The sequence below is a fragment of the Hyphomicrobium sp. CS1GBMeth3 genome, from assembly GCF_900117455.1.
Lineage (GTDB): Bacteria > Pseudomonadota > Alphaproteobacteria > Rhizobiales > Hyphomicrobiaceae > Hyphomicrobium_C.
In genome coordinates, this window is record NZ_FPHO01000003.1 from 2,104,063 (window position 1) to 2,129,865 (window position 25,803).

At 63.7% G+C, this 25,803-nt stretch carries 24 protein-coding genes and 1 tRNA gene; 8 read left to right on the forward strand and 17 right to left on the reverse strand.

All coding sequences use genetic code 11. The features are described 5' to 3' along the window. Window positions 1-180: 180 nt before the first annotated feature. The 7 genes from CS1GBM3_RS17265 to CS1GBM3_RS17295 all read right to left on the reverse strand — a co-directional run bounded on the left by CS1GBM3_RS17265 (window position 181) and on the right by CS1GBM3_RS17295 (window position 7,012). On the reverse strand, window positions 181-1,992 hold the full coding sequence (locus tag CS1GBM3_RS17265) for an aminopeptidase P family protein (protein ID WP_072396796.1): 1,812 nt from the start codon (window positions 1,990-1,992) through the stop codon (window positions 181-183). Between the two features lie 16 nt (window positions 1,993-2,008). Then, complete coding sequence (locus CS1GBM3_RS17270) at window positions 2,009-2,905, reverse strand: 50S ribosomal protein L11 methyltransferase (RefSeq protein WP_072396797.1); 897 nt, start codon at window positions 2,903-2,905, stop codon at window positions 2,009-2,011. Window positions 2,906-2,993: 88 nt separating this feature from the next. After that, the gene (locus CS1GBM3_RS17275) at window positions 2,994-4,460 is read right to left on the reverse strand and encodes a TMEM143 family protein (protein ID WP_083567717.1); all 1,467 of its coding nucleotides are present in this window, start codon (window positions 4,458-4,460) and stop codon (window positions 2,994-2,996) included. A 147-nt stretch (window positions 4,461-4,607) separates the two neighbouring features. After that, a complete protein-coding gene (rlmH, locus tag CS1GBM3_RS17280) occupies window positions 4,608-5,090 on the reverse strand; it encodes a 23S rRNA (pseudouridine(1915)-N(3))-methyltransferase RlmH (RefSeq protein ID WP_072396798.1) in 483 nt (160 codons plus the stop codon). 126 nt (window positions 5,091-5,216) lie between these two features. Beyond that, the gene (gene rsfS / locus CS1GBM3_RS17285) at window positions 5,217-5,627 is read right to left on the reverse strand and encodes a ribosome silencing factor (protein WP_072396799.1); all 411 of its coding nucleotides are present in this window, start codon (window positions 5,625-5,627) and stop codon (window positions 5,217-5,219) included. 224 nt (window positions 5,628-5,851) lie between these two features. Beyond that, window positions 5,852-6,511: a nicotinate-nucleotide adenylyltransferase gene (locus CS1GBM3_RS17290; protein WP_072396800.1), complete on the reverse strand. Its 660-nt coding sequence runs from the start codon at window positions 6,509-6,511 to the stop codon at window positions 5,852-5,854. 33 nt (window positions 6,512-6,544) lie between these two features. Continuing rightward, on the reverse strand, window positions 6,545-7,012 hold the full coding sequence (locus CS1GBM3_RS17295) for a GtrA family protein (protein ID WP_083567719.1): 468 nt from the start codon (window positions 7,010-7,012) through the stop codon (window positions 6,545-6,547). A gap of 188 nt (window positions 7,013-7,200) precedes the next feature. On the opposite strand from CS1GBM3_RS17295, the gene CS1GBM3_RS17300 reads away from it, so the two are divergent. Both CS1GBM3_RS17300 and CS1GBM3_RS17305 read left to right on the forward strand, forming a co-directional pair. Next, entirely contained in the window at window positions 7,201-7,614 is a 414-nt protein-coding gene (locus CS1GBM3_RS17300) for a response regulator (protein ID WP_072396801.1), read from the forward strand. 289 nt (window positions 7,615-7,903) lie between these two features. Next, the gene (locus tag CS1GBM3_RS17305) at window positions 7,904-8,863 is read left to right on the forward strand and encodes an Lnb N-terminal periplasmic domain-containing protein (RefSeq protein WP_244534715.1); all 960 of its coding nucleotides are present in this window, start codon (window positions 7,904-7,906) and stop codon (window positions 8,861-8,863) included. Between the two features lie 10 nt (window positions 8,864-8,873). Here CS1GBM3_RS17305 and CS1GBM3_RS17310 read toward each other — a convergent pair whose 3' ends face one another. The 3 genes from CS1GBM3_RS17310 to CS1GBM3_RS17320 form a co-directional block, all read right to left on the reverse strand. After that, complete coding sequence (locus tag CS1GBM3_RS17310) at window positions 8,874-10,157, reverse strand: glutamate-5-semialdehyde dehydrogenase (RefSeq protein ID WP_072396803.1); 1,284 nt, start codon at window positions 10,155-10,157, stop codon at window positions 8,874-8,876. A 56-nt stretch (window positions 10,158-10,213) separates the two neighbouring features. Then, the gene (proB, locus tag CS1GBM3_RS17315; RefSeq protein ID WP_072396805.1) at window positions 10,214-11,377 is read right to left on the reverse strand and encodes a glutamate 5-kinase; all 1,164 of its coding nucleotides are present in this window, start codon (window positions 11,375-11,377) and stop codon (window positions 10,214-10,216) included. Window positions 11,378-11,537: 160 nt separating this feature from the next. Then, on the reverse strand, window positions 11,538-12,041 hold the full coding sequence (locus CS1GBM3_RS17320; protein WP_072396806.1) for a hypothetical protein: 504 nt from the start codon (window positions 12,039-12,041) through the stop codon (window positions 11,538-11,540). 552 nt (window positions 12,042-12,593) lie between these two features. Here CS1GBM3_RS17320 and CS1GBM3_RS17325 point away from each other — a divergent pair. After that, window positions 12,594-13,307, forward strand: a complete 714-nt coding sequence (locus CS1GBM3_RS17325) for a hypothetical protein (RefSeq protein ID WP_139247958.1) — start codon at window positions 12,594-12,596, stop codon at window positions 13,305-13,307. A gap of 142 nt (window positions 13,308-13,449) precedes the next feature. Here the strand turns inward: CS1GBM3_RS17325 and aguB are convergent, their stop codons facing one another. From aguB to CS1GBM3_RS17360, 7 genes are all read right to left on the reverse strand, one after another. Then, window positions 13,450-14,325 (reverse strand): N-carbamoylputrescine amidase, encoded by an 876-nt coding sequence (aguB, locus tag CS1GBM3_RS17330; protein WP_072396808.1) that lies wholly within the window; start codon window positions 14,323-14,325, stop codon window positions 13,450-13,452. Further along, window positions 14,322-15,353 carry an agmatine deiminase family protein gene (locus CS1GBM3_RS17335; protein WP_072396809.1) on the reverse strand — a complete coding sequence of 344 codons (1,032 nt, stop codon included), beginning with the start codon at window positions 15,351-15,353 and terminating at the stop codon, window positions 14,322-14,324. The genes aguB and CS1GBM3_RS17335 overlap by 4 nt, the downstream gene beginning before the upstream one ends. Window positions 15,354-15,559: 206 nt before the next feature. Further along, on the reverse strand, window positions 15,560-15,970 hold the full coding sequence (locus tag CS1GBM3_RS17340; protein ID WP_072396810.1) for a hypothetical protein: 411 nt from the start codon (window positions 15,968-15,970) through the stop codon (window positions 15,560-15,562). Window positions 15,971-16,166: 196 nt separating this feature from the next. Then, window positions 16,167-16,925, reverse strand: coding sequence for an iron ABC transporter ATP-binding protein (locus CS1GBM3_RS17345; RefSeq protein ID WP_072396811.1), 759 nt, complete (start codon window positions 16,923-16,925; stop codon window positions 16,167-16,169). After that, the gene (locus tag CS1GBM3_RS17350) at window positions 16,922-17,896 is read right to left on the reverse strand and encodes an iron chelate uptake ABC transporter family permease subunit (RefSeq protein ID WP_139247959.1); all 975 of its coding nucleotides are present in this window, start codon (window positions 17,894-17,896) and stop codon (window positions 16,922-16,924) included. Before CS1GBM3_RS17350 ends, CS1GBM3_RS17345 begins: the two co-directional genes overlap by 4 nt. Then, window positions 17,880-18,842: an ABC transporter permease gene (locus CS1GBM3_RS17355; protein ID WP_072396812.1), complete on the reverse strand. Its 963-nt coding sequence runs from the start codon at window positions 18,840-18,842 to the stop codon at window positions 17,880-17,882. Before CS1GBM3_RS17355 ends, CS1GBM3_RS17350 begins: the two co-directional genes overlap by 17 nt. 24 nt (window positions 18,843-18,866) lie before the next feature. Next, window positions 18,867-19,790: a siderophore ABC transporter substrate-binding protein gene (locus CS1GBM3_RS17360; RefSeq protein WP_072397630.1), complete on the reverse strand. Its 924-nt coding sequence runs from the start codon at window positions 19,788-19,790 to the stop codon at window positions 18,867-18,869. Between the two features lie 275 nt (window positions 19,791-20,065). Here CS1GBM3_RS17360 and CS1GBM3_RS17365 point away from each other — a divergent pair, with 275 nt between their 5' ends. From CS1GBM3_RS17365 to CS1GBM3_RS17385, 5 genes are all read left to right on the forward strand, one after another. Then, on the forward strand, window positions 20,066-20,371 hold the full coding sequence (locus CS1GBM3_RS17365) for a DUF2218 domain-containing protein (RefSeq protein ID WP_072396813.1): 306 nt from the start codon (window positions 20,066-20,068) through the stop codon (window positions 20,369-20,371). A 39-nt stretch (window positions 20,372-20,410) separates the two neighbouring features. Beyond that, the gene (locus CS1GBM3_RS17370; RefSeq protein ID WP_072397632.1) at window positions 20,411-22,138 is read left to right on the forward strand and encodes an ABC transporter ATP-binding protein; all 1,728 of its coding nucleotides are present in this window, start codon (window positions 20,411-20,413) and stop codon (window positions 22,136-22,138) included. A gap of 170 nt (window positions 22,139-22,308) precedes the next feature. Then, window positions 22,309-23,175 carry a MurR/RpiR family transcriptional regulator gene (locus CS1GBM3_RS17375; RefSeq protein ID WP_072396815.1) on the forward strand — a complete coding sequence of 289 codons (867 nt, stop codon included), beginning with the start codon at window positions 22,309-22,311 and terminating at the stop codon, window positions 23,173-23,175. 218 nt (window positions 23,176-23,393) lie between these two features. Then, complete coding sequence (locus CS1GBM3_RS17380) at window positions 23,394-25,508, forward strand: TonB-dependent receptor domain-containing protein (protein ID WP_083567721.1); 2,115 nt, start codon at window positions 23,394-23,396, stop codon at window positions 25,506-25,508. 171 nt (window positions 25,509-25,679) lie between these two features. After that, window positions 25,680-25,754: transfer RNA gene (locus tag CS1GBM3_RS17385), tRNA-Gly, on the forward strand. Window positions 25,755-25,803: the final 49 nt, after the last annotated feature.

The window sequence follows — 25,803 nt, forward strand, 5'->3', positions numbered from 1 at the left end:
GCGCTGGGCCGCAACACGCCCGAATCAAGAGATGATAAATGATAATAGAAAAATCGCCTGACGCGTTGAAGAAAATGAAGAAATCGAATTGTAGCCACGACGGGCCACGTGCAGGCGCGCGCCAACATCCCGAAAAAACAGGATTTTCGACAGGGTTTTTGCGCTGAATGGAGAAAAGTTTCAGAGCGGTTTTGTCGCCGCTTCGAGCCACTTCCGGGCGGGCGAATCCAATTCCGGGCCAATCACCTCGCGCACATGGGCGTGATAGATGTTGATCCAACTGATCTCGTCCGCCGTGAGCAGCGCCGTGTCGATCAGGCGGCGGTCGAGCGGCACCAGCGTCAAGGTCTCGAAGCCGAGCATCTCGCGCTCGCCGCTGTCCGGAACGTCGGGCTCGGTTGCGAGCACCAGGTTCTCGATGCGGATGCCGTAGGCGCCTTCCTTGTAGTAGCCAGGCTCGTTGGAGATGATCATGCCCGGCTCGATGACGGCCATGCCCGCGCGCGAGATCGACTGCGGCCCTTCATGCACAGAGAGATAGCTCCCGACGCCGTGGCCGGTACCGTGCTCGTAGTCGAGGCCATGCTGCCAGAGCGCGCGGCGCGCGAACGGATCGAGGTCGACGCCGCGCGTGCCCTTCGGAAAGCGCGCCGTGGCGATGGCGATATGCCCCTTGAGCACCAGCGTGAACCGCTCGCGCATCTCTTGCGTCGGCGTGCCGATCGCAACGGTGCGCGTGATATCCGTCGTGCCTTCGAGGTACTGCGCGCCGGAATCGAGCAGGAGCAACTCGCCAGGCTTCAGGCGCCGGTTGGTTGCCTCTGTCACGCGATAGTGCACGATGGCGCCGTTCGGACCGCTGCCCGAGATGGTATCAAACGAGATCTCCTTGAGCGCCTGACTCCCTGCGCGCTGCTCCTCGAGCGCGCGCACGGCCCCGATCTCGTCGATCGTTTCGCCATCCGCGAGGGCCCGGTCGAGCCAGACGAGGAAGCGCACCACCGCGGCGCCATCGCGCACGTGGGCAATGCGGGCGCCCTTGATCTCGGTCGCGTTCTTGACCGCCTTTAGCGGAACGCAAGGGTCACCTCCCCGCACGGCGCTCTTGCCGAGTGCGCGCGAAAACCACCATGCCCCTCGGTCGGGATCGAAACGTACGCGTTTTTTTGCTTTCCGCAGCGCTTGCACGCGCGTCTTGAGCGCCGCCGGCGGCGAGATCTTCACGACACCGTCGAGATGCGCGCGCGCCTCGCGCGTGACCTTCTCGGCCGCGACGAACAGCTCTGCCTTGCCCGTCACCGGTACGATGGCAAAAGCCAGCACGACCGGGTTGTGCGCCACGTCCCGGCCGCGAATGTTGAGAAGCCAGCAGATGGAATCCGGTGCCGTCAGGATCACCGCGTCTTGCCCTGCGGCCTTGAGACCTTTCTGCACGGCTGCGATCTTCTGCTCGGCGGACTGTCCGGCATACTTGAGCGGATGCGGCACCACGGGGCCATCCGGCGCGCCGGGACGCTCCTTGCCCCAGATCACATCGACGAGATTGCGCCGGGTGGGTTTCAGCGTGATGCCGCTGCCGGCGAGCTGTCCGGTCAGCCACTGGATCGCGCTTGCCGTCATCAGCCACGGGTCGAACCCGACGACGTCGCCTGCTTTGAGCTTCGCCTTGAGCCAGCCCGGCAGTGCCGTCGAGGCAAGCCCGGGAAAGTCGAACGTCCCGCCGCCGCATTCGGCGCGCGCCTGCACCGTGTAGCGCCCATCGACAAAGAGCCCGGCCTGGCGCCGCGTGATGACCGCGACACCCGCGCTACCCGAGAAGCCCGTGAGCCAGCGCAGCCGCTCCGAGCCCGGCGCAACGTACTCGCCCTGGTGCTCGTCGTTGCGCGGCACGATGAGCGCCGCGAGCCCTTCGTCGGCGATGAGGGCGCGCAGCCGCTTGATCCGCTCGGGGATCGCGGGGGCATCGGAAGGGGCATCGAAGGTCTGGAACATGAGCGGTCCTTGAAGATCAAGTGCGCTTGACGAGCGTGAGCGCCGACCAGCCATCGTAGCGGCGGTGGTCGAGAAGCGCGAAGCCCTGTGCGTGATAGGCGGCGAGCACGCGTGCCGCCTCGCGCACGAGAATGCCCGAGAGAACGACAACCGCACCGCGCTCCGCAACTTCACGGATATCCGGCGCCAGCGTGACGAGCGGCTCGGCCAGGATGTTGGCGACGATCAGGTCGAAAGGCGCGGCACCGCGAATGGTCGGCGCGGAGACGCCGGGTCCGCAGACGAATCGGATGCGCGAGCCTACCCGGTTCACGGCCGCGTTCTCACGCGCCACAACGACCGACTGCGCGTCGATGTCGACGCCGTGCACGACCGCGCGTGGCCACGTCCGCGCCGCCGCGATGGCAAGGATGCCCGATCCGCACCCGAGATCGAGGATGCGCCGGAAGTGCCGCGTGGCGGCGAGCTTCCCCAGTGCGATAAGGCAGCCGAAGGTCGTCGCGTGATGCGCGGTGCCGAAAGCTTCGCCCGCTTCGATCAAGATGGCGTTCGGCCCCTGCGGGACGCGGGCGCGGTCATGCCCGCCGTGCACCGTGAACCGCGCCGCCCTGACGGGCGGCAGCGCGGCCTGCGAAAGCGCGACCCAGTTGAGGTCAGGGATGTCGGCCGCCTGGAAGCGCGGGGCGTCCTCTCCGAGCAACGTGCCAAGCTCCGCTTCGAGGTCCTCTGCCTCACGCGCATCCGAGAAATAGGCTTCGATCCGCCACAGCGTCGCGGCGGGCTCGCCGTCCTGCTTATCCTCGAAGATGGTCAGCGCGTCCGGGGCCGGCTCGATGAGGTCCTGCAGCGCGTTCGCCACTCGCATGGCACGCCCGCGGTCGTCCACCTCGGCGATGAGTTTGTGAGGGGTCATAAGATCCGTTCTGAAATGGAAGGAGGCGGCTTGCCATAAGGCGCCGCCTCGCAAATCGGCTGCACAATAGCCGAGGACAGGCCCCGCGTCAGGTGGGCTGCGGAATGGCCGATGCCGGAACGGTTACGGGCTCGCTGGCTGGCTTTTCGTCCGGTTCCGGGTCGGTTGCAACCGTCCGCTCCACCTCGCGGCCTTCGTCGGGCGTGCAATCCGGCAGATGGTCCAGGAACACGTCCCACTTGGCGTCGAGATGCAGCGCGGCCTCCTCCGGCCCGAGCGTGGTCAGCGTGCCATCCGCCTCCTCGGTGACGATCCCGTCGGCGACCAGGCGGCTCAACGCATCCTCGAGGTCGAAATCGACGTGCAAACCGAAGCTCGACGTCAGGTACTGCTCGATGGCTGCGTCGATGGCCGGCAGGTCCGAATGCTTGGCCTTTTCCTTGGCAAGCACGCTGTAGAGCAACATCTCCTCCTTGACGTCCTCCTCTGCCGCGCGGTCTGCGAGCTTGACGAGCACGCCGCGATTGTCGGCCATGGCATGGAAATACAGGTTCTGCGCCATCACCACCATGTAGCGCTGGCGTTGATTGAGGAAGTTCATCGCCTGCCGGAACGCGACGCCGCCAAGCCCGAGCGCAGCGCCCGCCGCCATCAGCGGGTTGGAGGCCACCGCCGCCAGCTTGCCGGCCGAGCCGACAATACCCATGCCGAGCCCGCCACTCGCCGTGAGTCCGAGCCGCAGCTTGTCGAGCAGGCGGAACTTCACCTTGGTGTTCGGAAACACCATCTCGATGTCGCTGCGCGGGATGTTCTTGAATAGCTTAAGATAGATGTTGTTCTCGTTGACCTCGGACGGGATCATCGAGCGCAGATTGCGGACGAGCTTTTCCGCCTCGCGCCGCGAGATGCGGTTCTGCTGCATCACCTCGACGACACGCTTCTCAAACGGCTTGAGCTTGAAGAGCAGGAAAAGCCGCTGGAAGATCGGAACGTCGAACTCTTCCTTGCGCATGAATTTGCGCAGGCGGCGGCGCTGGTCGCGCCTGTTCGAGGCACCGCGATAATAGATCAGGATCTCCTCGAAAGCCGTGAAGTCGACGTGGAAGTCGAGCCCGTAGTGAGAGTCCTCGGTCAGGATCACCTCGACGTCGGCCGGATCGATGCGGACGTAATTCGCCTGATTCAGAATAGCCTCGACGTCCCGCACGACGCGCGATTGTAGCGTCGCGCGCTCCTCCGGAGTGAAGGTTCGCGTGATGAGAAGGTCGCTGTCCGGGCTGAAGCCTTCATAGGCCTGCATAAGACTGCTGAGCCCGACGCTGTGCTGCTGTCGCCGCCAGTATTCGAGGTAGCGGAAGAAACGCCGGGCGGCGCGCGCGCGACCGGTCGGCCATGTGTGTGCCGTCGTCAGACGATCGATGAGCGATTGCGTTGTGACCGGGATGAATCGCTCGCGCGGCCGGACCGCATCCGGCGCCACGATATCGTTCGTGCCCACGGCAAGGACGGTTTGATGGGCGGGATCAGCGGGTACTACAGCATCTTGAGGTGCCATCCCCAGTTCTCCCCCAGTGGTTTATTGAAGTGTTACGACGCGGAGCGGCGAGGGTCCAGAGCCGGAGCCCGAAGGTTAACCGGCGTGGCGTGCTGAACCCTAAATCGACTGTGGTTCAGCAATTTGACGAAGCGGCCCTGCGGAGGACTAGCTACGGTGATAAGGATGACCTGCCAGAATGGTCGCCGCCCGATAGAGCTGCTCGGCAAGCACGATGCGCGCGAGACCGTGTGGAAGCGTCATTGGCCCGAGAGAGAGCGTGAGTTGGGCCTTGGCGCGAACAGCGTCCCCGTGCCCATCCGGGCCCCCAATCAGAAAGGCTGTTGTGCGCCGGCCCTCGTCGCGGCGAGCGGCCAGGAAGTTGGCGAATGCCGTGCTGGAGAATACTTTGCCGGATTCGTCGAGCACGATGATGAAGTCCGCGGCGCCTGCGGCCACGAGGAGGCGTTCTGCTTCGTCCGCCTTCCGCTGGCCGGCAGCGGCCTGGCGCGCTTCAACGATCTCGGACAGCACCAACGGCCCGAACGCGACGGCGCGTCCGGCATCATCGATCCGCTTGGCGTACTTGAGAAAAAGCTCGCGCTCCGGACCATCCTTGAGACGCCCGACGGCGGCAATGGTTAAACGCATCCCGCCCCGCTTCGCGAACCCAACGGGCGCCCCGACGGACGCAACCATCTAACACGCGGACGAGCCGCGGCGGCCAACACGATCGCGGCGGCGTTGTCTGGGCCGCCGCGTCACGAAATCCAACGCCTAGTGCGACGTCTGCTCGCCGGGGCGGGCAGCCGACCACATCTTCTCGAGATTGTAGAAATCCCGAACCTCGGCCCGGAAGACATGCACCAGGATGTCGCCGGCGTCGATCAGCACCCAGTCGCAGGTGTCGAGACCCTCGACCCGGACGTTTCCGGCGCCATTGTCCTTGAGATGCTTGCGGATCTGCTCCGCGATTGCGCCCACGTGACGGTCCGAGCGCCCCGTGGCGATCACCATGAAATCGCCGATCGACGACTTCCCCTTAAGGTCGATGGTGACGATCTGCTCAGCTTTGGCTTCATCGAGCCAGTACACCACCTTTTTGAGCAACGGCTCCGAGCCTGCGTGCTCGCGCACGATCTCGGCGGGAGGCGCACCCTTGCGGGCACCCTCAATGGCGGTTCGCATCTTGAGCTGAATATCCTTTCCGTTCGTGCACCAAGTGGGCCTTCGCTTGTCTGGCCGCTGGCATCAGGCGAGGAAGTGTCCGGCGACCCGCACTTTTGGCCGGTTGGTCCCCACCGCCGCGACGCCTCAGCGCGCCGCCGACACCACCAAGATAGCGGCCCCCAGGGTCCCCAGCAATAGGGGGGAGTCCGGATTGTCGCACCCCCCGATATCATGGGCCGGTCTTAGGGTTTTTTTGCGGTGCGGGAGGCGGCCCGGCGGCCCTGCCGGATCTCGGTCGACGATTCGGGGGAGAGGGGCAGCGTCAGATACAACCAGGCGGGCGGCGTCCGGAGGGCCAGAGTGCCGGCCGCGCTGTCGGCGACGCGAAAGCGGGCGAGCGCCCGCGCGGCGGGCGCGGCCAACGCCCGGAGCCGCCACTGCGGTCGGTCCGCGACCACGAACGGCATCAGGCGGGCGATGCGCTGCCAGGCCGCCCAGCGGTGAAATCCGGCGAGATTGTCACCGCCCATGACCCAGACGAAGTGCACACCCGGGAACCGCTGCTTGAGGAACGACAGCGTGACCACGGTTGCCGTGCTGTCGAGGTCCGCTTCAAGCGCCGTGATGCGGATTTTGGGGTTGGTCACAAGCTTCTGGCAGGCCGCGAGCCGTTCCTCCAGGGGGGCCAGCTCGTCGTGGCTTTTGAGCGGGTTTCCCGGCGTCACGATCCACCACACGGCGTCGAGCCCGAGCCGCGTCAGCACTGCTTCCGAGATCGCCACGTGCGCGCGATGCGGCGGGTTGAACGAGCCGCCGAGCAGCCCGATGCGCTGGCCCGGCGCGGCGTGGGGTGTGCGCACGGACAGCGAACCGAAGGCTTTGGAGAGAAGGCGGGCGGACATCAAACCGATCGAAGCGAAAGGGGGCGAAGAGCTCTAATCCAGCCGCGTGAACACGAACCGGCTGCGGATGAAATAGAGCGTGACGAAGCAGATGAGCATGGCTGCGCCCTTAGCGATAGTCGGCGCGATCCCGAGGAGGTGGATACCCGCCGCCGTCACCATAGCCGTGAGCGCAATGCCGAGCAGTCCCGTCGCCATGAACTCGGTAAACAGGCGCCTATCGCTCTTGTGCGCGCCGTCGCCCACGAACACCAGCCAGCGCGAGAGCTTGTAGTTGACGGAGAAGGCCACCGCATAGCCGGCGACGCTGGCCAGCACCGGCAAACCGGTGAAGTTCAGGAGCCCGAGGAACACGCCGTAATCGATGACCAGGCTGACCAGGTTGACGCCCGTATAGCGCACGAGCCGCAGGATCCGCTCGGCGCGCGTGTGCGGCTGGCGCGGCTGCGGCTGAGCCTCGGGCGCAATCGATAGGTCAGGGCTGTCGGGATGTCTCGTCACGCGCCACCTTGATATCAGACGAGCGTTCTAGCCCGAAAGCCCCGTTCGCTGCTGCGGCATTGGCGCCCGAAAGGTGATGCAACCTGGCGCGATGCAACACCACATACGATTTGGTAATCGCTGTCGGCAATGAATGGATCGACAACATGCGGCGACGGGCTGTAGCGCCCGGCCGCGCGGGGGGCCGCATGGACAAACGCAAAGATCTCGAGCTGCTGATCGTCGAGGACCGGCAGGTCATGCTCAAGATCCTGCGCCGGCTGCTGCTTGAGCTCGGCTACACGCGCGTGGACGAGGCCTCAAATGGCCTCCAGGCGCTCGAGCGCCTTGGCCGCAAGCGCTACGACCTGATCCTCTCCGACTGGAATATGGACGGCATGAGCGGTTTCGATCTTCTGAAGGCCGTGCGTGCCGATGAGACCACCAAGGCCACGCCGTTCATCCTGGTGACGGCCGAGGCCAAGCGCGAGAATATCCTGGCGGCGCAGTCTGCGGGCGCTTCGGGCTATCTCTTGAAACCATTCAAGCTGGACGTTTTCGAGAAGACGCTGGACGGCGTGCTCGCCGCCAAGGGCGACTTCGTCAATCTCGCCGTCGCCTAGACGCCTTCTGCAGCCACGGCTCTCTCCTAGTCGTCGGGTTGCACGCCGGCGCCCGCGTCCGCCCCGAGGAACACAAACGTTGAACCGATAAGTGCTGCCGTCTTTACCCAGCAGTGGTTATTCGCTTGAGCGCGAGCCCGCTGCATTGGACTCTGACGGCCACAAACCAGCACCTAAAAAGTCTCGGCCCCGATAGCCCGACGCGTGAAAAATGCAGTCAGCTCCCAAACGTCGAATTTTTAGAGCGCTTTTCAGTTGGCTGGCAGCGAGCGTCCGCACCTTGCTCCTGGTGCTTGTCGTCACGTGGGCCACGCTCGCCATCTACTATTCGAATCTGCCGTGGTCTGCCCTGCGCCTCGCGTCCGCTGCGGCGTTTGCAGCGTTTGCGATCTGGGCGCTTTGGATTTCTCCCAACCGGCGCGCGCGCTTCGCTTTCGGCGGTACATTTATCGCCGTTGTGACGTGGTGGATATTGATTCCTCCCTCGCATGACCGCGAATGGCGGCCGGAAGTCGCGGTGATGCCGCGCGCCCTTATCGAGGGAGACCGCGTGCGCTTCACGGGCGTGCGCAACTTCGACTACCGCAGCCGCGATGATTTCACGGTGCGCTACGAGGAGCGGGAGGTCGAGCGGTCGCACTTGGCCGCAATCGACTTCTACGTCTCTTACTGGGCAGAGGGACCCGTGGGCCACACGTTCCTGAGCTTTGTTTTCGACAATGCCCCGCCCCTGGCCGTGTCCATCGAAACACGCCCTGAGGTAGGCGAGAGCTTTGCCCCGGTCGCATCGCTGTTCAAGCAGTTCGAGCTGATCTACGTCGTGGGTGAAGAGCGCGACGTGGTCGGCGTGCGAACCAATCATCGCAGCGAAGCGGTCTATCTCTACCGACTGAATACCACCGCCGCCGACGCGCGACGTCTTTTCGATGTCTATGTAGAACGCATCAACGAGCTTGCTGATCGGCCGGAATTCTATCACCTGCTGAGCAATAGCTGCACAATCAACATTATTCGCTATGCGAATGCCGCCGGCCGAAAGGGCCGTTTCGACATCCGGCATCTCCTCAATGGCTTGATCGACAGTTATCTCTACCACTCGGGTCGCGTCGACACGACGTTGCCGTTTGAGGAGCTGCGTCGACAATCGTTGATCAATCAGGCTGCGCAAGAAGCCGGAGACGCGCCAGATTTCCCAGTACGGATTCGCGCATCTTTGCCGACGACACGGAGCTCAAAGGCAGAGCCTTGAGGCTTCGCCGCTAAACCGGCCGCGTCTGGCCGTTGCCCCGCACGACGTACTTGAAGCTTGTCAGCTGCTCGACGCCGACCGGCCCGCGCGCGTGCAGCTTGCCCGTCGCGATGCCGATCTCGGCGCCGAAGCCGAACTCGCCGCCATCCGCGAACTGCGTCGAGGCGTTCCACAGCACGATGGCGCTATCGACCTCGCTGAGGAAGCGCTGCGCCACCGCCTCGTCTGCGGTGATGATGGCGTCCGTATGCTGCGATCCGTAGCGCGCGATGTGCGCGATGGCTTCGCCCACGCCGTCCACGGCTTTGACGGCGATGATCGCATCGAGGAACTCGTGCCCGTAGTCGTTGGCCGTCGCCGCCTTGACGCGCGCATCGGCAGCTTGCGCCGCCGCATCGCCGCGCACTTCCGCGCCCGCGTCGAGCAGGGCTGCGACCAGCGTCGGCAGATAGGTCGCGGGTGCGCTCCGGTCGACCAGCAGGCACTCGGTCGCACCGCACACGCCCGTGCGCCGCATCTTGGCGTTGACGACGATGCTCTGCGCCATGTCGAGATCGGCCGCGGCGTCGACGTAGGTGTGGCAGATGCCTTCGAGGTGCGCGAACACCGGCACGCGCGCTTCGTCCTGCACGCGCTGCACGAGGCCTTTGCCGCCGCGCGGCACGATCACGTCGATGGCGCCATCCAGACCGGCCAGCATGTGGCCGACGGCGTCGCGGTCCGTCGTTTCGACGTACTGGATGGCCGTCGCGGGGAGCCCGGCCGCGCGCAAACCCTCGACGAGAGAGGCGTGAATGGCGAGGCTTGAATGATGGCTGTCGGACCCACCGCGCAGGATCGCCGCGTTGCCGGATTTGAGGCTCAGCGCGCCGGCGTCCGCCGTCACGTTGGGCCGGCTTTCGTAGATGATTCCGATCACGCCGATGGGTACGCGCACGCGCTGGATGTTGAGCCCGTTGGGCCGCATCCAGTCAGCGAGAACCGTGCCGACCGGGTCGGCGAGCGCTGCGACCTCCTCGAGCCCTTGTGCGATCGCCGCCACGCGCGTCTCGTTGAGCACGAGCCGGTCGATGTAGGAGGCGATACGGCCGGCGGCCTTTGCCGCCTCCACATCCTTGGCATTGGCCGCGAGAATGGCCGGCGTCTCGCGGCGGATGGCTTCGGCGGCGGCCATCAGCGCCTTGTCCTTAGCCTCGCGCGACGCAAGCGCCAGCACGTGCGACGCCTCACGCGCGGCAACGCCGGTTCCGCGCATCAGGGCAGCTGTTTGGGTCGCGTCGGTCGCTTTCTGCATCGCTCGCGCTCGGAGTGGTGGTTTCGCGCTTATACGGCGCACGCGCCGCCCTTGGACTACATCGATTTCCGCGGCAGCGCCATGTCGTTGCGGTGAATGAGCTCCGGCCCGCCCTCGAAGCCCAGGATTTCGGCGATCTCGGACGACTTGCGGCCGAGAATGTTGACCGCATCGCCCTTCGCGTACGCCGAAAGGCCTCGCCCCAGCTCGCGCCCATCGGCGGAGCGGATGATCACTGCGTCGCCGCGCTCGAAGGTGCCCTCGACGCGGGTCACGCCCGCAACGAGCAGGCTCTTGCCTTGCGCCAGCGCCTTTTCCGCGCCCGCGTCGACAAAAACGGTGCCGCGTGGCGTGAGCTGCCCGGAGATCCAACGCTTGCGCGCCGTGACCGGATCCTGCTTGGCGAGGAACCAGGTCACCCGCGAGCCTTCCGAGATGGCACGCAGCGGATGCATGACCTTGCCCGTCGTGATGACCATGTTGGTTCCGGCGCCGAGCGCGATACGCCCGGCTTCGATCTTGGTCTTCATACCGCCCTTCGACAGCTCGGTGCCGGCATCCCCCGCCATGGCCTCGATCTGGGACGTGATCTCAGTGACGAGCGGGATGTGCGTCACATTCGGATCCGTTCCCGGCGGCGCGGTGTAGAGCCCGTCGACGTCGGAAAGCAATACGAGGCAGTCGGCCGACACCATGCCAGCGACACGCGCCGAAAGCCGGTCGTTGTCGCCGTACTTGATCTCGGCCGTCGCCACGGTGTCGTTCTCGTTGACGACCGGAATGGCCTTGAGCTCGAGCAGGGTCTCGATGGTATGGCGCGCATTGAGATAGCGGCGGCGCTGCTCGGTGTCGCCGAGCGTCAGCAGGATCTGCGCCACGGTAAGCCCGGACTGCGCCGCAAGCTCCTGGTAGGCGTGCGCCAGACTGATCTGCCCGACGGCGGCGGCCGCTTGCGACTGTTCGAGCTCGAGCGGACCCGTGGGCAGCCCGAGCGTGTGCCGCCCGAGCGCGATCGAGCCCGAGGAGACCAGCACCACCTCGCGGCCCTCGCGCACGAGTTCGGCCACGTCTGCGACGAGGGAGGCGAGCCAGTCCCGCTTCAGCGTGCCGGTCTCGCGGTCGGTCAGCAGCGCCGAGCCGATCTTGACCACGATGCGGCGGGCCTCGCCCCATTCGGGACGGACGCGGCTGGCTTCGGCGGCTGTGGCAGTCTGGGGCATCGGAGCGCTTGTGGTCGGGGCCAAGGGAAAGTGAGGCGCTTCCTACCACAGGCGTACGCAGCGAGGCGAGATACCGATTGGCGCGGTTTACCAACCCCTCCCGCGCCGTTGGCGGCAAGGCAAGGGCCGTGAATAGAGCCGCGCCCCTCGGGACGGGTCGTCAGCCGCCGGTTTTGGCCAATTCCTCAGCCAGGATATCCGCCGCCGGTACGCCCATCACATTGCTCTTCAGCACACGCTCGGCTGCCGCCTTGAAGTGGCGCTTGGGGTCGGGATCGCCCTTTTCGGCGATCTTGGCCATGTAGAACCCGCTGCCGGTCCGAGCCGCGGCCCACAGCGAGCCGTCCCAGGCGACGAAGCGAACGGCGATGCTGCTCGCGGCCTGATCGCCCTGCTTGACCTGGAACTGCCCGGCCTTGTCGTCCCAGCCGAAGGCCGCGCAGGAGCCATCCCAGGTCTGGAACTCGACGGAGGGCCCCGGCTCGCCGGGTGATTTGCCGGCCTGGCTCAGCGTGATGCCGCCGCTCTTCCAGCGCGCGGTCACATCCTCTCCCTGGCAGTTCTTGAAGTTGATCTTGTTGTCCTCGTAGGCGAGCGACTTGGCCGCGAGCGGCGAGGCTCCAACGGCAAGGGCAGCGACGAGAACGAGAATCCGGCTGGTCATGTCAGCATCTCCGGCAGAGCGTGGCATCGAACGAACGCCTCTTCTGCACGAGCGGATGGGTACGGAGAAGGCTGCAAAAGCTAGTCGCGTCTGACACTTTTGTGAGCTGGCGTGAGATCCGGGAATAATTGGCAATGAGAACGGGAAAAGCTTGTCACGGCGGCCGCAAACAGCTGGCCATCCTGACGGGAAAAGGCGGCCGTTATGCTGCGTCGCGCCCCATGCCCGAAAGGCGGCGAAAAGGAGTCGGAAGTTCACATACGAGTTTATGCAAACCGCGTAACCTGTGCGCGTCGCGCCTGAAATGCGTGCTGCATTAAATCAATGATAATACTTGGAAATATTGGTGCTTTTCAGTCGTTCTCGGGTAGCCGCAAGATAAACGAAGCAGTATGATGTGTGCGTTGTTTGCATCGCGCCAGCAACGCCACTGACATCCCAAACCCCGAAAATGGAGTTCTCATGAACCTCCAAGAGCAGAGATTTGCCTGCTTGCGGATGGCGATGGAGCTCGGCCCTAAAGCCGAGTCGGTCCTCGTCCTCGCAAGACAAATGAGTGAGTTCATAGAAGGACCGCCTTTCGCGCCGGCCGTTGCCGATGCGGAAGATCTCGATGCCGTCGCCGACACCGAAATTGCGCTTGCCGAAGCGTCACCAGCCGAAGCCGAGGAAGCGCCGGGCGAAGCCGCCGCCGAGCATGTTGCGGAGGAGGCTGCTGCGGAACCAGAAGCGTCCGAAGCCGACGTAGTAGTAGACGTTGCGGCCGCTGAGCCGGAAGCTGCGGCGGAGGCAGACGTCGTCGAGGAAGCGACGCCAGTGGAGGTCGAAGCGGCAACCGAGGCAGAGGGTGAGACGGTAGCCGTTGCTGCTGCCGAGGAGGAAGCGGTCGCAGACGCTGCGGACGAAGCACCTGCAGCAGAAGCGTCAGCCGAGGCCGAACCGGAGGCTGAAGCGGCGGAAGCAGCGGCCGCCGAAGAGGCGGCAGAAGCGGTTGAGGTCGCCGAGGCACCTGCCGAGGCAGAGGCAGCTGTCGAGGAAGCCGTCGCCGAGGCAACCGAAGCGCCTGTCGAAGCCGAAGCGGCAGCGGAGCCTGAAGCGGCCGCGACCGAACCAGCAGCAGAAGTTGCCGCAGAAGCAGCGGACTCCCACGACGACGAGGTCGCGACAGAAACTGAAGAAGAAACGCCGGTCGAACTCGCCCCTGAGGCGATCGCGGCCGTGAACGGCGCCGCAGAGCCGGCACCGGCATCGACGGCCCAAGCCTAAAGAGGAAACGCGTTGCCTCGCGCCGCCCCCGCGCACGGACGGTGAGAGGAAGGTAGAGAGGAGGGCGGGCTGGCTGTGAGGCCATCAGCCAGTTCGCTCAAAGACCGAAAGCCACGAGCCCGCGCCCGTCCGTGCTCCGAAATCAGATGATGCTTTTCGCGTAGAGGTCCGTGCGACGGTCGCGGAAGAAGCCCCAATCCGCCCGATAGCTCTCGATCAGCGACAGGTCGAACGTGTGCACGAGCACGCCCTCGTCGTCGCGCCCGAAGCTCTCGACCAGCTCACCGCGATGGTCGGCGATGAACGAGTGTCCATAGAACTGCTGCTGGACGCCGTCGTTGTCCTCGAGACCGATGCGGTTCGCCGCGACGATCGGCACAGCGTTCGACACCGCATGCCCCTGCATCGCGCGCTGCCACTGCAGGTGCGTGTCGAGGCTCGCGTCGTAAGGCTCTGAGCCGATGGCCGTCGGATAGAACAGCACCTCCGCGCCCGCGACTGCCATGGCCCGCGCCGTCTCCGGATACCACTGGTCCCAGCAGATGCCGACGCCGATGTGCCCGCGCTTCGTCTTCCAGGTCTTGAAGCCAGTGTCGCCCGGGCGGAAGTAGTACTTCTCCTGATAGCCGGGGCCGTCGGGAATGTGGCTCTTGCGATAGACGCCGAGGATGTCGCCGTCCGTATCCGCGATCGCGACGCTGTTGTAATAGCGCGGCCCGTCCTTCTCGAAGAACGAGATCGGGATCACGACCTCGAGCTTCTTGGCGAGTTTCGCAAGCTTGCGCACGCACGGGTGCTCGTCGACGGAGAATGCCGTCTCGAACCACTTCGGATCCTGCCGCGAGCAGAAGTAAAGTCCCTGGAACAGCTCGGACGGCAGCGCGACATCGGCGCCGCGCTCGGCGGCTTCGCGCACGAACGCTTCGGTCTTCTCGATGTTGGCATCCATGTCCGGCCCATACGCCGTCTGGATGGCGGCGACGGTGATGCTGCGATGCTTCACTCCACGCTCCTTCATGTCCCGCTTCCCTGTGCGACCGGCTCTTGCTGCGTGATACAATGAAACGAGCCGCCGCCCGCTTCGCCGCAACCGAGCAGACCGCGCGACGGCACGCCGACTACCTTGCGCCCCGGAAACACCTCGCCGAGAGCCGCCAGCGCCGCCGCCTCGCCCGGTGTTCCGTACACCGGCACCACCACCACGCCATTCGCGATGATGAAGTTCATGTGCGAGGCCGGCGAGATCTCGCCGAGCGCGTTGCGGTAGAGCCCGACGCCGGGGATGCACACCACGTCCAGCTTGCGCCCTTCCGCATCCGTTGCCTCGGCAAGCCGCGCCGCGATGGCATCGAGAATAGCGGCATTCGGATCGTCGTCGCCGCCCGCCGCTTGGCACACGACGCGACCCGGCGCCACGAAGCGGGCGATGTTGTCGATATGGCCATCCGTGTGGTCGGCGAGAAGGCCTTCGTCCACCCAGATCACCTTTTTGGTGCCGAACGCGCGCCGAAGCTCCGCCTCCGCCTGCGCCTGCGTCCAGCCGTTTCGGTTCGGGTTGAGCAGGGTCTGCTTGGTGGCGAGCACGGTGCCCTCGCCGTCATGGTCCACGGCGCCGCCCTCGAGCACGAAGTCGAAGCGCTCGATCTCCGTTCCGGAAAGCTCCGCCACCCGGTCGCCGACGGTTGCGTCGTCCGGAAGGTCGTACTTGCCGCCCCAGCTGTTGGTGCGGAACCGAAGCGCCACGCGCTGGCCGTCGCGGAAGGCGAAAATCGGACCGGTGTCGCGCAGCCAGATGTCGCCGTACTTTGCCGGAACGATCTCGGCGGCCCGGTCGAGCGCTGCCCGCGCCGTCTCCTCGGCTTCACGTCCATTGGCAAGCACGCGCACGCGATTGCCCTCGTCAGCGAGCGCTTTGACGAGCGCCACCACGTCTTGGCGCGGCGTCGCGAGGTCGCCGTTCCATTCGCTGGCATCGGCTGGCCAGGCGGTCCAGATCGCGGTCTGCGGCGCCCATTCCGCGGGCACCACTGTGGCCGTGCTGATCATGAGGCGGAGTGTCCTTTCCCTGTCTCGCGGCGGAAGCGCCGATAAGCCCGCTGGGCAACGGGGTGATGCCCTTTGGAGCAAGGGAATGCAATACGCCGATGAACGGCGGGCGGATCAGGCACATAAAAAAGGGCACCGGCAGCGTGCCGGCGCCCAGGTGGCGTGCTGTCTCGGCTTGTCTGCTGCCGAGTTGGGTCGGAGCTCGGTTACTGAGCCGAGTCCTTCGGCTCCTGGGTTGACGGACCGGTACGGGTGTCGGGGTAACCCTGAACGCCGGTCGAGTCCTGGCTCGGCTGCGTGCCGTCGTCCATGCCGGATTCGCCAGGCGAAGCGCCCGTCGTAGCGCCGGCATCGGAGCCGGTTTCGGCAGCGTCGCCGGGGGCGCGCGTCGCAGGACCGGTGCGCGTGTCAGGCGCGCCCTGGACACCCGGGCCCGAGCTTGGCTTTGTGGCACCGATGGCGCCCTCACCTGCCGGCTTGCCGAGACCCTGCTCCTGGCCCTGCTGATAGAGGTACTGTTCTTTCTGCTTCTCGGTTGAGCGGTCTTCCGCGAACGCGGGCGCCGCCAGCACGGCAGCTGCGAGGCCGCTCAAAAGAACCTTTTTGGAGAGTAACATAAGCTTTCCTCCTTATCTTTCTTGCCGCCATTTTTCTTGGCGGGTCGCAGGAACAATTCCCAAGTAAGGACCGAGGTTCCCGTCGCGCGATGTCGCGGCGGGTCGTTTCTGCCCGCAATCATGGGCCTCACGGCCCCGCACAATGCCGTGAGGAGGCCGTTGGGACATCGCTCAGCGCCGACGCTCGTGGGCGCGCCTAGGCGTAGAACAAGCCGATGCGCTGTCCGTCGATCTCGTGAACGGGAATGTCGATGTCGAAGATCTCGTGTAGCACGTGGCTCTGCAGAATCTCGGACGGCGAACCCTGCTTGATCACAGCGCCGTCACGCATGGCTACGATGTGATCGGAATAGATCGAGGCGAAGTTGATGTCGTGGAGCACGAGCACGAACGTCTTGCCCAGGTCATCGCTGATCCTGCGAATGAGTTTCATCATGCCCGCGGCATGGCGCATGTCGAGGTTGTTCAGCGGCTCGTCCATCAGCACGTAGTCGGTATCCTGGCAGAGCACCATGGCGACGAACGCGCGTTGCCGTTGCCCGCCGGACATCTCGTCGAGAAACCGGTCGGCCAGATCATCAAGGCCAAGGTACGAGATCGCGTCACCGATCCGTCGCCAGTCATTGTCCGTGAGGCGCCCCTTCGAATGTGGGAAGCGGCCGAAGGTCACGAGGTCGCGGACGGTCAGCCGTGCGGTGATGTGGTTGTCCTGACGCAGGATCGAGAGGCGCTGGGCCAGGAGGTCGCTCGGCGCGTTCGCCACATCGAGCTCGTCGACGAAGACCGAGCCCGCGGTTGCGGGAAGCAGGCGGCTCAAGAGACCCAGCAGCGTCGATTTTCCGGCTCCGTTCGGGCCGATGATGGATGTGACGCCACCGCGCGGAATCCTGAGCGACACGTCGCGAACGACGAGCGCATCCGCATAGGCTTTTGTGAGGTTGTGCGCGACGATCATCGCGATGCACTCCGCAGGATCAGAAGAATGAAGGCAATGCCGCCGGCGAACTCGATGATGATGCTGAGGGCGCTATCGAAAGCGAAAACCCGCTCGAGAATGAGCTGTCCGCCGACAAGCAGAAGGATCGCGATCAGCACGGCCATGGGAAGCAGTAGCGCATGCCTCTCGGAGCCGCTGAGGCGATAGGCGAGGCTTGCGACGAGCAGACCGAAGAAGGTGGTTGGACCGACGAGCGCCGTGGACACCGAAACGAGAACCGCGACGATGATCAGGATTTGCGAGACGACGGCCTTGTAGTCGACGCCGAGCGCGATTGCCGTATCGCGTCCCAAGAGCAGCACATCGAAGGCTCGGATCTTGCGCCAGCCGTAGAGTGAGACGGCCAGAACCGCAAGCGCGGCGACGGCAAGGACATCGGTGTCGACGGTATTGAAATTCGCGAACAGGCGATCCTGCAGGATGACGAACTCGTTCGGCGCCATGATCCGCTGCATGAGGATCGAAAGGCTGCGAAACAGAACGCCAAGCACGAGACCGACGAGCACGACGAGGTGCAGGCTTTGCGCTCGACCCGAGAACAGCCAGACGTAAATTATCCCGGAAAAACCGATCATGACCGCGACCTGAGCCAGAAACAGCGCCGAGGAAGAAAGCGCGACGGTGCCACCGCTGCCGATCAGGAACACCAAGCTCGTCTGGATCAAAACATAGAGTGTATCGAGACCCATGATGGCCGGCGTCAGGATGCGGTTCGCCGTCACGGTCTGGAATAGGATGGTCGAAACGGCGATCGCATAGGCCACGAGAACCATGGTGGCGAGCTTCATCCCGCGAAACGGCAGCACGAAGCTCCAAGAACCCTTGGCGCCAACGGTCATGAAGGCAAGACATGCGAGCAGACCCAGCACGAACAGCGCAAGGAGAAGGGCGACCGGACGCTGTCGGATTGTGTCAGGCAAGGCGAGCATGTTTGCGCAGGAGAAGATAGAGGAAAAGAGCACTCGCGATGATTCCGAGCGTGGTCCCGACCGGCACCTCATAGGGCGCGTTCAAAATGCGCCCCGCGATGTCGCAACTGAGCACGAGACCGGCGCCGAGCAGCGCCACCCATGGCAGAGCACGACGAACATTGTCGCCAAGCATCAGGCTGACGAGGTTCGGCACGACAAGCCCGAGGAACGGGATCATGCCGACCGTGACAATGACGACGGCCGTCACAATGGAGACGATGACGAGGCCAAGCGTAACGACGCCGCGATAGTTGAGGCCGAGATTGGTCGTGAAATCCTCGCCGAGCCCGGCGACCGTGAAACGATCGGCGAAGGCGTAGGCGATCGCGGTGAGCGCGAAGGCAAGCCAGAGCAGCTCGTAGCGTCCGCGCAGGATCATGGAGAAATCCCCGCTGCTCCACGCGGCGAGGGACTGCATCAGGTCGAAACGATACGCGAGAAACGTCGCCGCCGCGTTGATGACACCGCCGAGCAGGATGCCGACCAGCGGCACGACCAAGGCAGACTGCAGCGAGAGTTGTCTCAAGATGCGCAGGAACAGGGCGGTGACGAGCAGGGCAAACGCCGTCGCTGCGGCGAGGCGCACGGAGATGGCGGCGTCGGGAATGAGAATGAGCGTGATCAGAAACCCAAACTTGGCCGCTTCGGCCGTCCCGACCGTCGAGGGCTCGGCGAAGCGGTTGCGAACCAGCATTTGCAGGATGGTGCCGGAGACAGCCATGGCGGAGCCGGCCAGGATCAGCGCAAGCGTGCGCGGTACGCGGCTCTCGAGGAGGATCTGGATCTGTTCGTCGTTCCAGCCGGATTGCCAAAGCGACGAGAGCGAGACGTCGCTCACGCCAACAAACATGCTCCAGACGGCCAGTCCAAGAACGGTCGCAACGCCGAGCGCAAAGAAAGGCATGTGGGGCTCGCGGTTGGACGATGTCTAGTGCGAGAGGTCAAGAGCGCGTGCGATCTGATCGGCATTGGCTTCAAGTGATACGAGCCCGCCTCCCACCAGATACCAGCGGACGGGATCGAGATACGCGACATGCCCTTTTTGCCAAGCGTTCGTGCGCGCAACGAGGGGGTTGTCGAGGAGACGGGCCGCAGGTTGCCCCGCCTGTCCGATGGCCGTGTCGCGATCTATGACGAAAAGCCACTCCGGATTGGCCTTCAGAATGAGCTCGAACGATACGCCCTGCCCATGGATGGCGCGGTCGAGATTGTCGACGGCCGGCGCGATTCCAAAATCGGTATGCAGCGCTCCGAAGCGGGACCGGGGTCCGTAGGCGCTCAAGCGGCCGCCCGTCGCGAGGAGAATGAGACCGCGGCCAGCTGCCCGTGATTTTTCGCGCACCGTTCGAACGGCTGCTTCGGTCCGCGCGATACGCGCCTCGATCTCGCTCTCCTTGCCGAAGATCCGTCCGAGCGTTCTGGCATTGCGAAACGCGCTCGCGAAGAATGCGCTGTCGTCGGTCGTAAGATCGATGGTGGGAGCGATCCGCGACAGCTCCTTGTATTTCGGCGAGGACCGACCAGCGACGATAATGAGGTCGGGACTAGCGGCATTGATCGTCTCGTAGTCCGGCTCGAATAGCGTGCCGATCTTGAGATACTTGCTGTCCTGATACTTCGACAGGTGCGCCGGAATGTGAGAGCCGACGACGCCCGTGACCTCGACACCGATCGCATCGAGGGTCTCAAGGCTGGCAAGATCGAGTGTCAGCACGGTCTTGGGTCTCGCCGGAAATACCGTTTCACCTTGCGCGTGAGAGACGGTAAGCGGCTCGGCGCGCGACGGCACGGCCACTGCGATCGACGGGAGCAGGAACGCGAGCGCGGCGGCGATCGCCCGACGAGACGCCATGCTCCCAACGGCTTTGTTCTGGTCAATCACGCGCGAGGCTCCTCTCGGCCGGTTGCGGCACGGATCCATGCTGGCGACGCATGCGCCGAAAAGCGACTGGCACGGTCCTGCGTCGGCAACTTATAAACTTGAATGACGCAGTCAAGGTTGTGGCGGATCTACGGAGCGCCGATGTAGTAGTGCACGTTTGCCAATTCTCGACAGACGACAGGGGGCTTCCGTGGCAGGTACGTCCAAGGACAAAAGATGACGCGCAAGGAAATACGGGAGGCAGAATGCACGTCGCCGAAGCCCAGGTGAAATCCGAGAAAGCGAGCCGCTACCTCGTGCAGCTTTGCAAGCATTTCGCCCATAAGGTGCCCACGGATTATGATGCCAGCACGGGCCGTGTCGACTTCCAGCCGGGCTTATGTATTATGCACGCGGTCGGCGATCAGTTGAGCCTGAGATGCGAGGCTGACAGCGAGCCGGCACTTCACCGCGTCAAGGACGTCGTCGAGATTCATCTCGTGCGCTTCGCGAGAGGCGAGGAGATCGCCGTAACCTGGACCGATGGCAGGCCAGCGGCGCCAAGTATTTGAAAGGTCCCCCGAGACGAGTTCATGGCGGAATCCGGATCCCTGCTGCGTCGCTTCTTCTCGTACTACCGCCCGTACAAGAGGCTTTTCGTTCTCGACTTCGGCTGTGCGGTCCTGTCGGGTTTGCTTCAGTTGGGCTTCCCGCTGGCGGTGAAATATTTCGTCGATGAGCTGCTGCCGGGGCAGGACTGGGGCCTGATCCTGGCCTGCGCCGCGGCCCTGCTCGGCATCTACATTTCGAACGCCCTGCTTATGGCGATCGTCAACTACTGGGGCCATGCGCTCGGCGTCGGCATAGAGACCGATATGCGGGCCAAGGCGTTCGAGCACCTGCAGAAGCTGTCGTTCCGCTTCTTCGACAACACGCAGACCGGGCACCTGATCACCCACGTCACCAAGGACCTCGAGGAGGTTGGCGAGGTCGCCCACCACGGGCCCGAGGATGTCTTCATCGCGGTGATGACCTTCATCGGGGCGTTCGCGCTGATGTTCGTCGTGCACGGGAAGCTGGCGCTGATCAGCGCCGTCATCGTTCCGTTTATGACCTGGCTCATCGCGCGCTACGGCTCGCGCATGACGCAGAACTGGGAACGCCTGTTCAGGCAGGTCGGAAATTTCAACACCCGCATCGAGGAAAGCGTCGGCGGGATCCCCGTGGTCAAGGCCTTCACCAACGAGGACCATGAGCGCAGCCTCTTCGCACGCGACAACGAGAACTACCGGAAAACCAAGCTGAACGCCTACGCCTACATGACGGCCAGCATCACGCTGAGCTATCTCAGCACGCGCCTTGTGCAGCTGATCGTCATGCTGGCGGGAGCGTGGTTCGTCATCGCCGGCGAGCTGACCTACGGCGGCCTGATCAGCTTCATTCTTCTCATCGACGTGTTCATGCGTCCGATCGACAAGATCACGTCGGTGCTGGAGAGCTATCCGAAGGGCATAGCGGGGTTCAGGCGTTATACGCGCCTCTTGGACACCGCTCCGGACATTGCAGACAGGCCGAATGCAATCACGGTTCCCCGGCTCAAAGGCGACATCCTCTTCAAGGACGTGGGCTTCAGCTATTCCGGCGACCGCAAGATTCTGATCGGGCTGAACCTGGCAATCGCCGCCGGAGAGACCGTTGCCCTGGTCGGGCCGTCCGGGGCGGGAAAGACGACGATCTGCTCGTTGCTGCCGCGCTTTTACGAGATCGACGAAGGCAGCATCACGATCGACGGCATCGATATTCGCGACATCACGCAGGCCTCCCTGAGGGCTCAGATCGGCATCGTCCAGCAGGACGTGTTTTTGTTTGGCGGCACGATCCGCGAGAACATCGCCTATGGAAACCTGCACGCATCGGAAGCGGAGATCATGGAGGCCGTGCGGCGCGCCAAGCTCGATGATCTCGTTTCCGTGCTTCCGGATGGCCTCGATACGATTGTCGGCGAGCGCGGGATCAAGCTCTCAGGCGGGCAAAAGCAGCGCGTCGCGATCGCGCGCATCTTCCTGAAGAACCCTCCGATCCTGATCCTCGATGAGGCGACGTCGGCGCTCGATACGGCAACCGAGCTTGCGATTCAGCAGTCGCTGACGGCGCTAGCGAAAGGCCGCACCACGCTGGTCATCGCCCACCGGCTCGCCACCATTCAACACGCGGACCGGATTGTGGTCGTCGATGACGCGGGCATCGTCGAGCAGGGCAGCCATCGTGCTCTGCTCGAGCGGGATAGTATCTATGCCCGTCTGCATCGCGCGCAGTTTCCAACAGTGGCGAAGACGTAAATGCCAATCTTCGGAGAGCGAAATAGGGAGAGTCGGGTCACACAACGACCGCTGCAGGCGCCAGATCAAAAAGCCGCGCGGGGGAGGAGCGATTTTTCCTTGATCAATCCGCGTACAATTCACTACAGGAATAGTCAACAATGTAGTAGTGTCGTTGTCGGAGTGTAGGGATGTCTGCCGTAACCAAGGCAAACGACAAGCTGGGCGACCGATTACGTACACGCGCGCGGGGATTGTCGCCGTCACTCCTGCGCGTCCTCGAGTTTATCGACGCCAATAGACATGAGGCCATGACCAAGTCGGCCATGGAGCTTGCCGCGGCCATCGGGACCTCCGACGCAACCGTGATCCGTGCCGTGCAGGCCGTTGGCTTCGATGGCTTGAAGGAGCTGAAGCAGGTATTAGCGACGGCGTCTGGATCGGGACAGACGCCGGTCGACACGATTACGCGGACCGTTGCCTCGATCAAGGAACACTCGGCCACTGCCGTCGATCAGGTCTTCGCCGATCATCAGGAAACGTTCGCAGCCTTATCGTCGGACGAGACGCGGGCGAGCATTCTGGCGGCTGTCGAGCGACTCTCGTCGGCAAAGAGAATTGGCATATTCGGGATCGCGTCGACCGCGTTTCTCGCCCGTTATTTCGCCCTGTCGCTGAACCGCACGGGGCGCCCGACGGCGCTTTTCGACGGGTGCATGGCTCCGCTTCCCGAGCAGTTGCTCGAGATGCGTGGCGTCGATGTGCTTCTTATGCTGGCCTACGGGAAGCCGTACAAGGAGGCCATGTCGACCATTGCCGAGGCGCGGCGTTTGAGAGTGCCGATCGTCTTGATCACGGACTCGACGGAAACGGTCATGGCTCGTCAGGCAAACGTGATCGTCCCGGTTTTGCGTGGTTATGCCGGGCACATCTCCATGCACGGTGCAACCTTCGTGTGCCTCGAAGCGATCACTTTCGCCGTGACGGCAGAGGATCCGCCGAGAGCGATCTCGACACTCGAAAGACTGAGCGAGCTTCGCAGATCCGTCCACAAGTGACGGGACGTGTCAATTTTGCATCACCGGCTGCTTTTCTCCGGCCGGTCCGATCAAAATATTTACTACTACAGTCAGCAATCAAAGTCTGGCCCTCGCATCAGCAAGCCAGCCATCGCCCAGAGCGTCACTAGCCAGCCAGCTTGCATTTCGAAGTTGAAGCCGCCGCAGCTGCATCTGTGGACGGCTTCATCTCACTGTTGAATTTTGGGGGATGACTTATGCGTCATGTCAGCGGCAACGGATCTCGATCCGCGGCAATCATCATCAGCGCAGCGGTTTCATGCGGGCTCACGTATGGGTCTGACGCGGTGGCTCAGGAGTCCGCAGAGCTCCCGCCGCTCGAAGTCACGGCGAAACAACCTGCGAAAAAGAAAAAGGCCGTGCCCGCCAAGGCCGCTCAGCCTGCGCCGCAGAGTGCGCCGGTTGAAGCAGCGGCGCCCGACACCAAGCAGGCTCCCGTGACGGTCTCGGGCGAGCCGAGCATCGGCACCAATACGACCGACATCACGTCGCAGGATCTTGAACGCCTCAATCCCACCGACATCAAGGACGTGTTCTCGGGCCAGCCCGGCATCCTGGTCGGCAGCTCGATCCCGATGTCGCAGAAGGTTTACGTCAACGGCATCGAGGAAACCAATCTCGCCGTTACCGTCGACGGCGCGGCACAGAATAACAAGGTGTTCCACCACAACGGCACCAATCTGATCGATCCGGGTCTGCTCAAGGCGGTGCGCGTCGACGCGGGCGTGGCGCCCGCAGATGCCGGCTTCGGCGCGCTCGCGGGCTCCATTGCCTACGAGACCAAGGACGTCCGCGATCTGCTCGACCGCGACGGCGTAGGAGGCTTCGTAAAGTCGTCCTTCAACACCAACGGCAACGTATTTACGAACAATCTTGCCGGTTACGGTATGTCGCGAGGTTTCGAGGTACTGGGCTACTTCAGCTTTGGCGATGGTGATGAGTTCGAGGCCGGCAACGGACAGACCGTCGAGGGAACCGAGACTGATTTTCTCAGCGGCCTGGGTAAGTTGGCCTACGAAGCGCCGAGCGGGGACCGTATTGAGATCAGCCACGAGCGCTTCAAGGACGACGCGCTGCGCCCGTATCGCGCCAACGCGGGCCACATCGTGACGCCCCGGCTCTGGGAGCCACGCGTTCGTGACTACGAGCTGAACAGGCAGACCACAGTCTTCAACTATAGCGACGCTACGCCAACGAACCTTTGGAACCCCAAGGTCGTCTTGGCCTATAGCAAGACCGATGTCACAGTTCCGTCCTTCTCGGGAACGAATGGGCCTCCGCCTGCCATCACGGACACATGGATCACGTCCGGCGAGACCGACAGCTTCAACGGCAAGATCGAGAACACGTTTACCTTCGGCATCGGTACGCTGGTGGCGGGCGCGGACTTCAACAAATCCCGCGCGGTGCTTCACGACACGTACCTGGAAAAGGCTGACGAAGAGAGCTTCGTCGCCGGCGCCTATGCCCAGGCTCGCATCGAACCCGTGCGCGGAACCCGCCTTTCGTTTGGCGGGCGCAGCGATCATCAGCAGTTCACGGGGCAGGATGGCATAGACCGCGACGACAGCGGTCTCAGCGGCAATATCTCCGGCGAGCAGGATCTTCTCGGCAGCTTCCTGACGGCAAAGGCCGGCTACTCTCACGTGTGGGCCGGAATTCCACTCGCGGAAAACTTCATCATCAATCCCGACTGGGATTACGGGAATGGGCCGGAAAGCGTAACCGCGGACAATTACTCGGCAGGGCTCGTCGCCAGGTACCAGGGCTGGACGGTGGAAGGCACGGTCTTTCGCACGGAGATCGACAACGCCCGCGTCGCTCTTTGGGGCAATCCGCTGCGAGCATTCGATCTCGAAAGCGAGGGCTTCGAGGTGGGCGTTGGCTACGACTGGGGTAACGGCTTCCTGCGCGTGAAGTATGCCAACATCGATGTGACGATCAACGGAGTGCCCGCCGACTCCTACACCGGCAACTATCTCGCGGCGCCGGCTGGTGAGATCATCACGATCACGGGCGTGCATACGTTTGTCGGCACCGGCGTGACGGTCGGCGGCGATATCGAACTCGCGCCGGAGTACAACCGCACGGCACCAGGATACCCCTCGTACAAGGCGTATCAGATCTACAACGCGTTCATCGAGTACAAGCCCGAGTTCTTCTATGATCTAACATTCCGCCTCGACGTGAAGAACATCTTCGACGAGACATACTCGGACCGCGCCTCCTACGGACATGAGTTCGTCGGCGAAGTCACGCCGCTCTATGAGCCTGGTCGCTCGTTCCTGCTGAGCACGACGGCGAAGTTCTGATCGATCGTCCCCGGCGACTGCTTACTCCGCAAGCATCGCCGGGGCATCGATTGGCTACGGCACCAGCCAGAACCGCAAGAGTCCGCCCGGACGGACTTGCCCACGTCACCCGCTATTTTGTCTGTTTGACTGGCGCCGGAGATAGGCTAAAAAACCTCACTTCTTGAGATCGCGGGCGTAGTTCAGTGGTAGAACGACAGCTTCCCAAGCTGTATGTCGTGGGTTCGATTCCCATCGCCCGCTCCAGGACTTAGCTCCAGTCGGTCCTGCGGTTTCCAAGCGGGTTCCAAGGCTT

What these genes read in the sequence shown, in the direction of transcription:
- CS1GBM3_RS17275 (WP_083567717.1), bottom strand. Translation starts at nt 4,460, where the DNA reads ATGGCACCTCAAGATGCTGTAGTACCCGCTGATCCCGCCCATCAAACC.
- CS1GBM3_RS17340 (WP_072396810.1), bottom strand. Translation starts at nt 15,970, where the DNA reads ATGTTACTCTCCAAAAAGGTTCTTTTGAGCGGCCTCGCAGCTGCCGTG.
- CS1GBM3_RS17380 (WP_083567721.1), top strand. Translation starts at nt 23,394, where the DNA reads ATGCGTCATGTCAGCGGCAACGGATCTCGATCCGCGGCAATCATCATC.
- CS1GBM3_RS17320 (WP_072396806.1), bottom strand. Translation starts at nt 12,041, where the DNA reads ATGACCAGCCGGATTCTCGTTCTCGTCGCTGCCCTTGCCGTTGGAGCC.
- CS1GBM3_RS17300 (WP_072396801.1), top strand. Translation starts at nt 7,201, where the DNA reads ATGGACAAACGCAAAGATCTCGAGCTGCTGATCGTCGAGGACCGGCAG.
- CS1GBM3_RS17350 (WP_139247959.1), bottom strand. Translation starts at nt 17,896, where the DNA reads ATGCTCGCCTTGCCTGACACAATCCGACAGCGTCCGGTCGCCCTTCTC.
- CS1GBM3_RS17270 (WP_072396797.1), bottom strand. Translation starts at nt 2,905, where the DNA reads ATGACCCCTCACAAACTCATCGCCGAGGTGGACGACCGCGGGCGTGCC.
- rlmH (WP_072396798.1), bottom strand. Translation starts at nt 5,090, where the DNA reads ATGCGTTTAACCATTGCCGCCGTCGGGCGTCTCAAGGATGGTCCGGAG.
- CS1GBM3_RS17345 (WP_072396811.1), bottom strand. Translation starts at nt 16,925, where the DNA reads ATGATCGTCGCGCACAACCTCACAAAAGCCTATGCGGATGCGCTCGTC.
- CS1GBM3_RS17365 (WP_072396813.1), top strand. Translation starts at nt 20,066, where the DNA reads ATGCACGTCGCCGAAGCCCAGGTGAAATCCGAGAAAGCGAGCCGCTAC.
- rsfS (WP_072396799.1), bottom strand. Translation starts at nt 5,627, where the DNA reads ATGCGAACCGCCATTGAGGGTGCCCGCAAGGGTGCGCCTCCCGCCGAG.
- CS1GBM3_RS17335 (WP_072396809.1), bottom strand. Translation starts at nt 15,353, where the DNA reads ATGATCAGCACGGCCACAGTGGTGCCCGCGGAATGGGCGCCGCAGACC.
- aguB (WP_072396808.1), bottom strand. Translation starts at nt 14,325, where the DNA reads ATGAAGGAGCGTGGAGTGAAGCATCGCAGCATCACCGTCGCCGCCATC.
- proB (WP_072396805.1), bottom strand. Translation starts at nt 11,377, where the DNA reads ATGCCCCAGACTGCCACAGCCGCCGAAGCCAGCCGCGTCCGTCCCGAA.
- CS1GBM3_RS17310 (WP_072396803.1), bottom strand. Translation starts at nt 10,157, where the DNA reads ATGCAGAAAGCGACCGACGCGACCCAAACAGCTGCCCTGATGCGCGGA.
- CS1GBM3_RS17355 (WP_072396812.1), bottom strand. Translation starts at nt 18,842, where the DNA reads ATGCCTTTCTTTGCGCTCGGCGTTGCGACCGTTCTTGGACTGGCCGTC.
- CS1GBM3_RS17265 (WP_072396796.1), bottom strand. Translation starts at nt 1,992, where the DNA reads ATGTTCCAGACCTTCGATGCCCCTTCCGATGCCCCCGCGATCCCCGAG.
- CS1GBM3_RS17290 (WP_072396800.1), bottom strand. Translation starts at nt 6,511, where the DNA reads ATGTCCGCCCGCCTTCTCTCCAAAGCCTTCGGTTCGCTGTCCGTGCGC.
- CS1GBM3_RS17375 (WP_072396815.1), top strand. Translation starts at nt 22,309, where the DNA reads ATGTCTGCCGTAACCAAGGCAAACGACAAGCTGGGCGACCGATTACGT.
- CS1GBM3_RS17360 (WP_072397630.1), bottom strand. Translation starts at nt 19,790, where the DNA reads ATGGCGTCTCGTCGGGCGATCGCCGCCGCGCTCGCGTTCCTGCTCCCG.
- CS1GBM3_RS17325 (WP_139247958.1), top strand. Translation starts at nt 12,594, where the DNA reads ATGAGTGAGTTCATAGAAGGACCGCCTTTCGCGCCGGCCGTTGCCGAT.